Here is a 12958-nt window from a genome sequence, read left to right as displayed (position 1 = left end):
AAATGCTGCATGGAATAAAAAAATCAACGAAATTTACAGCCAAATCGCGAAAAAACGATTTACGTATGAGCATAGCACAAAATTTAAAGGAAATACGGTCATCTATTGATCAGGCAGCAGCCAGGGTTGGCCGGCAGGGGAGAGATGTAACCCTGATTGCAGTATCCAAGACCAAGCCGATTGAAAGGATCCGGGAGGCATTTTCGCTGGGACAGAAAGACTTTGGCGAAAACCGGGTTCAGGAGTTGAGGGAAAAACAGGCATTGTTACCGGAAGCCCGCTGGCATATGATCGGTACATTACAGCGCAATAAGGTCAAATATATTGCACCTTTCATCTATTTGATTCATTCTGTGGATTCGGCTCGATTATTGGACGAAATTAACCAGCAGGCTGAAAAAAATAACCGGGTAATACCCTGTTTGCTTCAACTGAATATTTCTGAAGAAGTATCAAAGTCGGGAATGAATGAGTCTGAATGTTTATCAATTCTCCACAACATAGACCAGTATCCACATGTGATGATCCGGGGGTTGATGGGAATGGCCGAATTTACCGACGATGAGACTGTTATTCGCAGTCAGTTCAGAAGATTGAAAAACGGCGCACAACTTTTTTCCAGTGAAATTCACCCCCGAATATCAATGGAAATACTGTCAATGGGCATGTCCGGTGATTTTGAGGTTGCGGTTGAAGAAGGCGCAACGATGGTGAGAGTGGGGAGTTTGGTTTTTGGCGAAAGATAAGGCAAATAGTCTTGATATATGGCGAAAATATTTTCCAGATGATGGATATTTGGCTTTTCTGCACTTGGATTTTTAGGAAAACAGTTTAGTTTACAAGCGTTTTGCATGGCCTTATATCTGTACCTGTTATTATGTTTCAACGCATTATTATTCTTATTGGCATATGCTTGCTCCCTTTGTCATGCGGAAAGTCCCTGTTTGAAAAAAAGCTTTTCATGGGCCCTTCGTTGATGGCCAAAAATATCAGAACAACAAATATTCAAAAGCCGGATACAACCCATCGATCGGGTGAACCGGTGGTGGACAAGTTTCAGGAGGCGTATTCATGGTCTATTGACAGCCTGTTTCTTGATCTGCAAAAGAACAAGGAGTTTAGTGGTACTGTACTGATCGCCAAAAGAGGAAAGGTGATTCATACCGGTGCATATGGTTACGCAGATCTGGCAACCAAAGAATCGCTTACTACAGAATCTGAATTTCAACTCGCTTCTGTTTCCAAAACTTTTACCGCAACAGCTATACTGATTCTTCAGCAGGATGGCATGCTGGATATTGATGATAAGGTTCGGTATTATGTACCGGATTTTCCTTATGAAGAAATTACCATCCGGCATTTGCTCAATCATCGCTCCGGTCTTTCCCGCTATATGGGCGCGATGCATGCTTCATGGGACAAAAGAAAATTCATGAACTACCTGGATGTTATGGATTATTACGTCAAACATAAGCCTGCCGTAAATTTTCAACCGGATACAAAGTTTGAGTATTGCAATACAAATTATGTTTTTCTGGCAGCGTTGGTCGAGTATATTTCTAAAAAAACTTTTGCCGATTTTCTGCAGGAGCGCATATTTAACCCTGCCGGAATGGAACATACCTATCTGTGCAATTATATCGAGCGGGCACAGAAAGAAAACCATACCAATGGTTACCAGCGGCTCCGCTTCAGATTTCAGAAAATAGAAGGGGATTATCTCGACGGCGTTTTCGGCGATAAGGGTGTGTATTCTACGGTTATGGATATGTACCGTTTTGACCGGGCATTGACAGAAGGTAAGCTGCTTGATCAGCGATGGCTTACAGAATCATGCCTTCCCGGAAGCCCGGAGGAAAAAGACCACAACTATGGCTTAGGCTGGCGAATGAAGCCGTTTTTCCCCGATCTGGTGTATCATTTTGGCTGGTGGCATGGATACAGAACCTGCTTTATCCGCGATTTGCAGGCAGAAACTACTATTATCATTTTAAGCAATCGCGACAATCGTCAGAAGCCCTTCAACTTCTGGTATGTGTACAAGTTTGTAAATGGTTGGGTCGGAAACTTTGTTTGACCGGCCAGAAAAAAAATCGCAAAAGGCAAAAAAATTTCCCGGCTCATGTTATATTTGAGCCATTATTTGCGGATTTCGGTTTTCAGACGTCAACAATTAAACCTCATCAGGATAGAAATTGTTTATTGTTTGAGCAAATTATTATCGGATTTGAAAATTTTGTTTAAAAATTGATCTTCCCGTGGGTATTTCTCGTATTAAAAGGACAGCTGGTTTAATTCGATTATTGTAAGATATGGCTGAATTCCCACTATGGAAAGCCATGAGAAACAGAGAATTTTACAGTCAAATCTACTCGTACTGGTTGCTGTTTACATTATCCTTAGTCGGGATACCAATATCGTTTAAATGTCTGTCCAAATGATTTCTATCGATGGTGCCGTTCTAAATCGTTTTGAAAAAGCTATTCAATATGAATGGCTGGAAACAAATGGTCTTGGCGGTTACTCCTGCTCAACAGTGATTAATGCGAATACGCGTAGATATCATGGTTTACTGGTTGCGGCTACCCGCCCTCCGGTCGGCAGGATGGTGATGGTCTCAAAACTCGAAGACAAGGTGATCGCGGGTGATAAGGTCTACCACCTCAGTAGCAATAAGTACCGGGGAACGATTTACCCTACAGGTTATATCTTTCAAAAAGAATTTAAACGGGATCTGTTTCCAGAATTTCTCTATCAGACCAATGGGATTGAAATGCGCAAAACCATTGTCGCTTTGCATGGAGAAAATACCGTACTGGTTTTGTATGAAGTGCTGAAAGCGAATAAAAATTTTACGCTTGAGCTAAAACCTTTGCTCGGTGCCAGAGGCCATCATGAGTTGTCTCATTTCAATCACAGGATTAACCCTGTTGCGATATTTGAAAATGAGGTCATGCGTACCCGATCTTATCCTGATGCGCCTGAAATTTTTATATCAGCTCCTGGTGGACATTACGAGCATGTGCCTGACTGGTACTACCAGTTTGAATATGTGGAAGAGCAAAAGCGCGGCGAAGAAGCGCATGAAGATTTGTTCAGCCCCGGGAAGTTGTATATTCCCATGGAAGCGGGTTCAAAAGTTGGCCTGATTGTTTCTACCGAAAACCCTCAGGGCCGCGACCCCTGGGCACTTTTTGAGATAGAAAAACTGAGAAGGCAGAAACTGATAAAAACAGTAGGCTCTCCCTCTCCGATGCTCCAGTCTCTTACCCTTGCAGCAGACCAGTTTCTGGTGGAAAGGGGAGAAGGCGGAAAAAGCATCATTGCTGGCTACCCGTGGTTCTGTGACTGGGGCAGAGATACTATGATCTCCCTGCCGGGCATCTGCCTTGCCAATGGAAGACATGAAGAAGCCAGACAGATCCTTCGGGCCTACGCCAGGGAGGTGGATTCTGGAATGATTCCCAATCGCTTCCCGGAAAAAGGAGAAAATCCTGTGTACAATACCATCGACGCGACTTTATGGTTTTTTATCGCAGTATATAAGTACTTGCTTGAGTCGGGCGACAGGGACTTTGTAGAACATGAGATCATGCCTGTGCTGTCAGATATTCTCCACTGGCACGAAAAAGGTACTCGCTATAATATTCATACAGATGAAGATGGCCTCCTTTGTGGCGGTATTGGTGGTGTACAGCTTACCTGGATGGATGCCAAATGTGGAGAATGGGTAGTTACTCCCCGAATGGGAAAAGCAGTAGAGATCAATGCACTCTGGTATAATGCCTGGGAAATATTTTCTTATCTCAATACGCTAGCCGGAAATAAAGCCATAGCCGGTAATGCTTCCCGAAAAGCCAAACAAATAAAAAGACAGTTTCAAATTCAGTTCTGGAACCAGGAAAAAGGCTGTCTATATGATTATATCGATAAAGATATTCGCGATGAGGCCGTAAGACCTAATCAGATATTTGCCATCAGCCTGCCCTTCCCGCTGATGAGTAATGCAAAATCCTATCAGATCCTCAAAGTGGTGGAGGAAGAATTACTTACCCCCAGAGGGTTGAGAAGTCTTTCCGATGGGGATACGAAATACCAGGGTAAATATCAGGGCGACCTCATGACCCGTGACGGGGCCTATCATCAGGGAACGGTATGGGGATGGCTTATGGGACCTTATATTGATGCTTTAGTCAAAATCAAGGGGCTGGCGGGAAAAGAGGAAGCCCGGGCGTTGTTTCTCAATATGGACGAACACCTGAGAGAAGGCTGCATCAGCTCTGTTTCTGAAATTTTTGATGGAAATAGCCCGCATATCGCCCGTGGCTGTTTTGCCCAGGCATGGAGTGTGGCTGAATTGCTTCGCGTCAATCATGAATATTGCCTGTTTGGTACCACGGCTCCTGTGAAGAAAGTACTGCGAAAACGCAAGGTGAGGCATATCGCAGTTCCTGAAAAAATTTAAGATAACGGGCATTCCCGATATTTTGAATTTTCCCCAGCCTAAACCGCTGTATCTTCGATTTCAGCTCCACAAAGCTTGATTTTATTATCATCATTATCGGCATAATGGGTTGCAGGTAATCCTTGGGGTTTTTGCATAGGTAACCCGTGTACCATCTGCTATTTAATGAAACAAATCATAGCTACAGTAAAAGGTGTTTTACTCAGTTGAGATCCAAAAACGAATGATTCCCTCCAGTATTCCCGCAAATTCAAAAAAATCTATAGGCTTTTGTACAAAGCTGTTTGCCCCCAATTCATAACACTGATGGATGGCAGCTTCATTGAAGGTAGAAGAAAAAATAACGACAGGCAACTCGCAGATGAAAGGCGTAGCCCGTATGATTTTCAATACATCCAAACCATGCACTTTGGGCAGTTCGAGATCAAGTAAAATAAGATCCGGATAGGTGGGGTTGTCAGGTTGGGGGAGAATATGATGTAAAATTTCAAGAACTTCTTCCCCATCTTTGGCATATTGAATTTCTACCGGAAGATCTAATTCCTCTAACGCAAACAACATCAGGTTAAAATCTGACTTATTGTCATCTGCCAGCAGAATATGTATTTTCTTTAGCATCTCCAAACACCTCCTTGATTCCGGTAAATAAATGTATGAAAATATACACGGGAATGCAGGCTAAATTCATGTATATGTAAAATTTTCTGGTTAATAAATTAATCCATCGCTTTTTTTGTTCGAAATTCGTTGCTTAAATAAAATACCGTGGACACTCCCTCTGGCACAAATCATTTTTCACCCATCATGAGAAACTTTTTGTTGTTCGCTTTCATCTTGCTTTGTTTTTCCCGGGGTTTATCTCAGGTTGAGGTGAATATTAAAATACTTCCGGGCAGAGCCGACCTCCATACTTTTTTTGGGGAGAAAAAAGGAGCTATATTGACTAAAGAGGATATTTCACCCGCACTGACTGCAAAATATAGTTTCCTGCCTGATGTCCAAAAGGTAATTCCCCTTTCAAATAACAAAGTAAATCTTTCGGATATTGATGGAATTTTTACCCTTACAGTTCGCGGTACCAATGTTCGTGCAGAAATAGATCGTTTGCTCCAGTCTGGCGATTTTGCTTATGTGGAGGAAAACCGAAAGTATAAACTGGATCAGACAAACTACACGCCAGAAGATGATTCGATTTCCCGCCAGTGGTTTCACACCGCGATCCGGTCTTATCAGGCCTGGGATATCACCCGTGGCCGAAACGATATTCGTATCGGCGTTATCGACACCGGCCTGGACTTCAACCACCCGGAATTTGACGGGCAGGTTGATATAAATTCTGCTGAAGACGCAAATGGCAACGGGCGTTTTGAACCCTGGCCATCCACAGAAGTTCGCGGTGGTATTTCCGGTGACTTTGATGATATCGACAATGACAACAATGGCTTTGTCGATGATGTAGTGGGATATGATTTTACCGATCAGCCCCGAAGTCCTTTTGGGGGAGATTATCTTTTTCCAGATCCTTTCCCCGAAGATGAAAATTCGCATGGTACCGTAGTGAGCGGAATCATAGCAGCCAAAGCGGACAACAAGACGGGAGGTTCTGGTATTGCACCGGATTGCCGGCTGGTTGTCTTGCGCGCATTTGCTGCCAATGGCTCGGGGGAGGACGATGATATTGCCCGGGCGATTATTTATGCTGCAGATAATGGGATAAAAATCCTCAATTTTAGCTTTGGTGATATCTATCCATCCCTGACAATGCATGCCGCTATCAAGTATGCCTATAGTAAAGGCGTTGTGATGGTATCTTCTGCCGGAAACGGAACCGGTGATGATTTGCATTACCCCTCGGGATTTGACGAGGTGATTTCAGTTTCCGCTTCTGATATGGATCCAGCCAGCGGGCGAGAGTATCTTTGGCCATTGAGCAGCTATGGCCTTACGGTGGACCTTTGTGCACCTGGAAGCCGGATATTCACTACCACACAGTTGGATACCGCATCTGATGGAACGATTAAAGCATTTACGACAACCCAGGGGACCAGTACCTCTGCCCCAATGGTGACGGCAGCGGTGGGTTTACTGTTTGCAAAAAATGGTTATCGTACCCCCCAGCAGGTAAGAGGTTTGCTAACCTCCACAGCAGATGATATTTCGGACGAGGGGTGGGATCATCTCACCGGCGCTGGCCGGCTGAATCTTCAGCGGGCGTTGCAGGCAATCGGGGCATCTGTCGTGCAGATAACCTCCCCCGTCAACGACGGGGGGAGCCCACGTGATACAGTTTATATCACCGGTACGATTCTCGACCCTGAATTCTCCCGCTACCATATTGAATGGCAATACGGAATCGAAGACCGAAACCCCTGGCATTCGATTGTCTCAGACCAGGAATATCAGCAGAAGGACGATACCCTCGCATTTTGGGATCTGTCCGTTTTGCCCTCAGACCTTAATACTCAGGGTTTTCCGCTGAGTTGGGACGGGCAAACCCTGCCAGAAGGTGATTATACCCTTCGCATAAGAGTCGAGCGTACTGACGGTTTTACCACTGAAGACAGAATCCGGTTTGTCAGGGACAAAACCCCGCCTCAGACGACGATTCTTTCTGCTGCACCTGCATGGGACAATCATGAGCGTAAGTTTTTGTTTATCTTCAGAAGCTCTGACCAGGCATATCATACCTTGTATTACCGCCGAACCGGAACACAGACCTTCAAAAAGGAGGCTTTTGCACGCACGACCCGCAACGGGGAGTTTTTACTGGGTGTACCGGAAATCAGCAACGGAACCTATGACTACTATATAGAATCACAAAATCTGGCTGGACTGGTAAGCCAGACCGCTCCGGCTACATTCACTTTTCAGTCTGACTATATCAATCGTTCGGGCTTTACAGAACTTTCCTACACTTTGCCTATGGGAAGATTTTTGCCCGGCACCTATGATTTTGACAATGACGGGCTCAAAGAAGTTGTGATGAATGAATACAGGCCCAATCTGAGCTTTGGCAAACTGAAGCTCTATGAGTTTAACGGGAGTTTTTTTGTTGAGGCAGATTCTCTGGACTTTAAGCCCGTGCTCATTCCCAAAGATGTAGCTGATTCAGATGGCGATGGCCTGTTGGAAGTATTATGCTCGGTAAACGATTCCAGCTACATTGTCGAACAAAAAACCGCAGGTCTTTTCCCTCAGGAGATTGTCTATTCAAACCTCGGTGATTCGCTGCGAGCTGAAGGATTTGCCGATACTGATGGAGATGGGCAGATGGAACTCCTGCTAAAAGATGATGTGGATTTTTATGTATATGAACGCGGGGGAAGCAGTTGGTCTCAGGCTGCCGTTCTTGCCGATAAAACACCGGGTTATCTCGGGGGAATCAGCCCACGTGCGATTAGCGGGGATTTTGACCGGGATGGAAATCCGGAGGTGATTTATGGTGATTTTGATGGAGACATCATTGTCTATGAACATAAATCGGGAAATACCTATCAGGATATTTTCCAGAACCTTACCAATCTTACCAAGTCAGGCGTTTACCTGACCCAAGGCGATTTTGACGGGGACGGGTTTCCGGAGTTTTTTGTTGCGGCCCATACCAGTTCACTTAAAAATGCAGATCTCGAATACGACACTCCCCACTGGTGGCTGCGGATCTTCAAAAGCTTTGAGAATGATAGTTTTGAAGTTGTATGGGAGGATTTCCTATATGATATTGACACTGATACCTATAATGCTGCGACTGCGGGAAATCTGGATACAGATCAGGCTGACGAGCTGGTTTTTACCACATTTCCGCGCACTTATATTCTTGATTATAATGGTTCTGGCTATTATTGGCAGTGGTTTTACTATGGTTCGCTGGCAACACATCATGTCATCGGAGATTTTAATGGCAATGGCATACAGGAAGTCGGAATTGGCCGGGGCGATACCACGTTTTTTTATGAAAAGAATGTGCTGTACACAGGGCCTTCCCCGGTGGGTTCATTGCGCGGGGTAGTACTGGGGCAGGCCGCGATAAGGCTGGACTGGAATCAGGCGGGGAATGCCACCGGCTATGAGATCTGGCGGGTCAAAGATCCCCTCAACAGTGATACTGCGACAGTGCTGGGACCGGTTACCGGAACTACATTTACTGACACCAATCTTGAAGAAGACCAGTTGTATCTGTACGTATTGCGGTCGGTCAACCCTTCGCTCAATCCGCCGGTCAGTGGTTTTGGCAATGCCGTATTACTTGAGCCACATGCTTCCCCGGTAGTGGATAGTCTCAAAGCGATCGGTGCCAATCAACTGGAAATATGGTTTTCTCAGGAGGTGGAAGACCGGGACGAGGATAAGGGCCGTTTTGTCGTCAACGGAAAGTTGACGCCGGTTTCGATTCTGAGAGCGGGTGATTATGGCAGGCGATTGATCCTGTCTTTCACCGGAAACTTTGAAGAAGGGTGGAATAACCTGAAGATCGACAGCACATTTACGGATGCGGGTCTGGCATATATTGCGGCAGGAAGCAGAGAGCGAAACTTCTTTTATGAAAAAAATGAAGACGAAAGTCTGTATCTCACACACTGGGAATCTCAGGGCGAGAAGGAGGGGATTTTATATTTTAATTTTCCACTGGAGGAGACACAGGCACTTGATTCTGCCAATTATACCCTTTCTCCGGTGGGCAGTATTTCGAAGGTAGAATGGGCCTCCGACGATATGGATGCCGTAAAAGTGACGGTCAAGGATGCGCGATTTGGCGCATTGGGTTATCCGTTGTCAGTGAAGGTTGAAAATATCTGTGCGATCAATCTGGTTTGTGTAGGCGATGAAGGGAATGTAGCTACCTTTTCGTCGCACAAAGACGATTTATCCGAAGCCTTTGTATATCCAAATCCTGCTTTTCCGCATGAGTTGTTTGAGGGAGTAAGATTTGCCAATCTCACCAGGCAGGCCACGATAGAAGTGTTTACTATCTCAGGCAGATTCGTAAACAGGTTTGAGGAAACGGACGGGGATGGCGGGTACGAATGGAATCTTCGCGACAAGGAGAATGTGAGAGTCAAGCCAGGCGTGTATATTTTCCACATTTACACCGAGCAGGAAGGCGTGAAAGCCTTTATGGGTAAATTTTCGGTAGTGGAATAGCTTGAATAAAATGACAAACAAGGAATTACAAAGGAGAAAGACTTACTTTTTCAATTGTGATGGAGTATTCCTTGTTTGTCATTGAATAATATTTTGAATTAGAGGCGGTCGAGTACTTCACAAACTTCACGAACCGCTACTGCGGAGTCCTGAAGAAGTTTCATTTCCTCATCATTGAGTTTAAGTTCAATGATCTCCTCAATTCCGTTGCGGCCAAGTTTTACTGGTACACCGAGGTAGAGGTCATTGATACCATATTCACCGGTAAGCCATGCACAAACAGGGAAAATTCTCTTGGAATCTTTCATGATGGCTTCAACCATTTGGGCAGCCGCAGCACCAGGTGCATACCATGCGGAGGTTCCGAGCAGTTTTACAATTTCCCCACCCCCACTTTTGGTTCTGTCAACAATTTCGGAGAGTCTGGCAGCATCAACCAGCTCAGTCACAGGAATACCTGCAACTGTGGTATAGCGGGGCAGGGGCACCATGGTATCTCCATGACCGCCCATCAGTACAGCCTGAATATCTTTGGGGGAGCAGTTGAGTTCTGTAGCGAGGAATGCACGGTAGCGTGCAGTATCGAGTACACCCGCCATTCCCATAACACGGTTGCTGGGGAATTTGGAGGTGAGGTAAGACTGGTAGGTCATTACATCGAGCGGGTTGGAAACCACGATGATGATACAGTTGGGTGAATGCGCGATTACGTTTTCTGTAACGGTTTTCACGATTCCAGCATTGGTCGAGATCAGATCATCACGGCTCATACCGGGTTTGCGGGGGATACCAGAAGTGATCACAACGACGTCAGAACCAGCAGTTGCCGCGTAGTCATTGGTTGCGCCGGTGATGCGGGTGTCAAAATAATTGACGGCAGCAGTCTGCCACTGGTCGAGGGCTTTACCTTCCGCGAGGTTTTCTTTGATATCGAGCAGGACCACTTCGTTGGCTACTTCTGCCCTTGCTACACATTCAGCACAGGTTGAACCCACATTACCTGCACCTATAACGGTTACTTTTGACATGGAATAACTTTTATAGTTTATAAATAAAAAATCAATTATCTGAGGGGCAAAATTAATGTGACTGCCGGCCAAATCCAACCGTATTTTTCAAACGGCACAGAAGTTGTGATAATAAAAATCCGGAGTGGAAAATGTCTGTTTAAAAAACATTTTAGCTGAAAACCTTACTTATCCTGATGTTATTCTTTAAGGTAATTTTTTTTTGGAGGCACGGATATTGTCAGAGCTTTGAATAAGGGGTATTGTTCAGTTTGAACATCACTTATTCAAATATTCTAACCTATTCGGGCGTTCAAAACTCTGACCAGGGGTTTTAGTTCGTATGAACATTTTTTACTTTTGAATAATTACTAATAAGAATTTTTGCAAAATGAGGTATTTGTCGGTCTTTATGTTTTCCATGCTTGCCCTGTTTTCTATGATTACCACTGCTTATGCCCAGGAACCAAAAGATGAGAAGAAGTTCTGGAAGGACAAGGCCAAGATGTACACCAAAAATCCCTTGTCTCTCAAAGCTGAGTTTGAAAACTACCAGGAGCAGATCAAAGATCTGAAAGCCCGTAATAAGGAGCTGATGAAAAAAGGCCCTGCAACCGGGAATGCTGACCTTGTCGACAGCCTTCGCTGGGCATTGATTCAGATGGAAGGGGAACTTCAGGCGCAGCGTAGTCAAAAAGAAAAGCTTGAAAAAGCCTATAATGCACAAAAAACGGTCAATGACATGGGCATTCAGGCCGGTCTTTCGTTTCGTGTGCAGATAGGTGCATATGTATTTTATGAAATGAATAACCCGCCTGACCAGGCTGCAGATTTTGTCGCCGAACGTGCCGACGGCTTCAACAAATATGTGATCGGAAGTTTCCGGATATATGACGAAGCACAATCTTTCCGCGATGAGCTCCGCAAAATGGGCATGAAAGATGCCTGGGTTGTTCCTTATATCGACGGCGTAAGAGTTACCATTGACGAGGCCAATCGCTACCTGGAAAAGCAGGGAAAGACTACGTTTTTGAATAACTAACAGCCATTTTACGAATACTACATTTCCTAAGAATAAGACTGTACAGGCCTGCCTGACAGGCTCTTAAGGATTTTTATTCTCATTTTGCAGATATTTTTGCAGCCGCCTTACATGTTAGGGCGGCTGTTTTTTCGTTGTCAGAACTGATTTTATTTGCTACATTCATATCTGGAATGGAAATCTAACCACATGCCTTTTATTCGTCTTGAAAATACAATTCCCGGCGTTTCGCTGGGTGTCTGGAAAATAGAAGAACCGGAGATTTACTTTCTGGAGCGAATTAAGCTCTATGAAAACGAATGGGCTCGCCTTGCAGAAATTAAACATCCCCAAAAAAGACTAGAGTGGCTGTCCAGCCGCCTGTGTATGAAAGAGATTCTGAAGATTGCCAACAACATGCGGGTCGAATCACTCAATGGCGAAAACGGAAAACCATACCTTACCAATAACTCCCATAATATTTCCTATACGCATTCTACCCACTATTCCGCTGCGATTGCTTCCCTCTTTGGTGAGGTCGGGATTGATATAGAATTTATGGCCCATAAAAGAAACCGCAATACCCGCTTTCTTTTTATGGGAGAACCTGAACTTGAATTTTACAACTCCCATGAAAAAATGGAGATATTCCTGCTGATCTGGAGTGTGAAGGAAACGGTGTATAAGTTATTCGGCCGGGGAATTGCCTTTAAACATAATATTCAGATTGATTTCAGTAATTTTTTGCCCGGACAAAACGGTATCCTGCCCGTTGACGTAAACAAAGGTGATTTGCACAAACAGTATGAGGTACACTACACCATTCATTCTGAGTTTTTGCTTACTTACGTTTGCGACTGCCTGCCATCCCTCGAAGCAGGAGAAAGGCAACCCCGTGCAGGGCATTGACCCAACAGGTACCTTGTCTCTGATTTCCAAATCTGAAAGACCGTACGTCCTCCTCAATTTTTATACTACACAGTCCGAAACTTGCGTTAAAGAAATACCTGGTTTGGTTCAGTTAAATAAAAACCTTGCTGAATCCGTAACAGTGATATTTATTTCGGTAGAAGATTTTGCTTCCTTTCAACAAAATGCGCCAAAGTTTTGGCGCAAAAATAAAGGCAATAGCACTTATTTACACATGAACGCAGATACCGCAGCCTCATTCGTCCGAAATTTTAATCCTGACTGGCATGATCACTTTCCCGTGAACCTGCTTTTTACCAATCAGGGACACCTTGTGGAAGTAACCGGGATGACTGACCCGATGGAATTGCGTATGTTGATTTCCAAACACCGGAGTTTTTATTTTCAATGAATTAA

General features: G+C 44.6%; 9 protein-coding genes. 7 read left to right on the top strand and 2 right to left on the bottom strand.

Annotated features, from left to right (window positions below; translation table 11 throughout):
• Window positions 1-65 precede the first annotated feature (65 nt).
• The 3 genes from R3D00_26075 (at window position 66) to R3D00_26065 (ending at window position 4465) form a co-directional block, all read left to right on the top strand.
• Window positions 66-746, top strand: coding sequence for a YggS family pyridoxal phosphate-dependent enzyme (locus tag R3D00_26075; protein MEZ4776670.1), 681 nt, complete (start codon window positions 66-68; stop codon window positions 744-746).
• A gap of 215 nt (window positions 747-961) precedes the next feature.
• Complete coding sequence (locus R3D00_26070) at window positions 962-2077, top strand: serine hydrolase domain-containing protein (protein MEZ4776669.1); 1116 nt, start codon at window positions 962-964, stop codon at window positions 2075-2077.
• Between the two features lie 348 nt (window positions 2078-2425).
• The gene (locus R3D00_26065) at window positions 2426-4465 is read left to right on the top strand and encodes an amylo-alpha-1,6-glucosidase (GenBank protein MEZ4776668.1); all 2040 of its coding nucleotides are present in this window, start codon (window positions 2426-2428) and stop codon (window positions 4463-4465) included.
• Window positions 4466-4663: 198 nt separating this feature from the next.
• On the opposite strand, the gene R3D00_26060 is transcribed toward R3D00_26065, so the two are convergent.
• Window positions 4664-5083 (bottom strand): response regulator, encoded by a 420-nt coding sequence (locus R3D00_26060; GenBank protein ID MEZ4776667.1) that lies wholly within the window; start codon window positions 5081-5083, stop codon window positions 4664-4666.
• A gap of 186 nt (window positions 5084-5269) precedes the next feature.
• On the opposite strand from R3D00_26060, the gene R3D00_26055 reads away from it, so the two are divergent.
• Complete coding sequence (locus R3D00_26055; protein MEZ4776666.1) at window positions 5270-9604, top strand: S8 family serine peptidase; 4335 nt, start codon at window positions 5270-5272, stop codon at window positions 9602-9604.
• 98 nt (window positions 9605-9702) lie between these two features.
• On the opposite strand, the gene mdh is transcribed toward R3D00_26055, so the two are convergent.
• Window positions 9703-10632, bottom strand: a complete 930-nt coding sequence (gene mdh / locus R3D00_26050) for a malate dehydrogenase (protein MEZ4776665.1) — start codon at window positions 10630-10632, stop codon at window positions 9703-9705.
• Between the two features lie 370 nt (window positions 10633-11002).
• On the opposite strand from mdh, the gene R3D00_26045 reads away from it, so the two are divergent.
• From R3D00_26045 to R3D00_26035, 3 genes are all read left to right on the top strand, one after another.
• Entirely contained in the window at window positions 11003-11653 is a 651-nt protein-coding gene (locus tag R3D00_26045) for a hypothetical protein (GenBank protein MEZ4776664.1), read from the top strand.
• Between the two features lie 189 nt (window positions 11654-11842).
• Entirely contained in the window at window positions 11843-12541 is a 699-nt protein-coding gene (locus R3D00_26040; GenBank protein ID MEZ4776663.1) for a 4'-phosphopantetheinyl transferase superfamily protein, read from the top strand.
• A 103-nt stretch (window positions 12542-12644) separates the two neighbouring features.
• Window positions 12645-12953: a hypothetical protein gene (locus R3D00_26035; protein MEZ4776662.1), complete on the top strand. Its 309-nt coding sequence runs from the start codon at window positions 12645-12647 to the stop codon at window positions 12951-12953.
• Window positions 12954-12958 lie beyond the last annotated feature (5 nt).

The organism is Bacteroidia bacterium (assembly GCA_041391665.1).
GTDB lineage: Bacteria > Bacteroidota > Bacteroidia > J057 > J057 > JAGQVA01.
The sequence above is the reverse complement of the archived record's forward strand: the minus strand, read 5'-3'. Positions and strand labels throughout refer to the sequence as shown.

Bases quoted from the DNA above. Each gene is read 5' to 3' on its own strand.
- R3D00_26075 (MEZ4776670.1), top strand. From the start codon at position 66: ATGAGCATAGCACAAAATTTAAAGGAAATACGGTCATCTATTGATCAG.
- R3D00_26070 (MEZ4776669.1), top strand. From the start codon at position 962: ATGGGCCCTTCGTTGATGGCCAAAAATATCAGAACAACAAATATTCAA.
- R3D00_26065 (MEZ4776668.1), top strand. From the start codon at position 2,426: ATGTCTGTCCAAATGATTTCTATCGATGGTGCCGTTCTAAATCGTTTT.
- R3D00_26060 (MEZ4776667.1), bottom strand. From the start codon at position 5,083: ATGCTAAAGAAAATACATATTCTGCTGGCAGATGACAATAAGTCAGAT.
- R3D00_26055 (MEZ4776666.1), top strand. From the start codon at position 5,270: ATGAGAAACTTTTTGTTGTTCGCTTTCATCTTGCTTTGTTTTTCCCGG.
- mdh (MEZ4776665.1), bottom strand. From the start codon at position 10,632: ATGTCAAAAGTAACCGTTATAGGTGCAGGTAATGTGGGTTCAACCTGT.
- R3D00_26045 (MEZ4776664.1), top strand. From the start codon at position 11,003: ATGAGGTATTTGTCGGTCTTTATGTTTTCCATGCTTGCCCTGTTTTCT.
- R3D00_26040 (MEZ4776663.1), top strand. From the start codon at position 11,843: ATGCCTTTTATTCGTCTTGAAAATACAATTCCCGGCGTTTCGCTGGGT.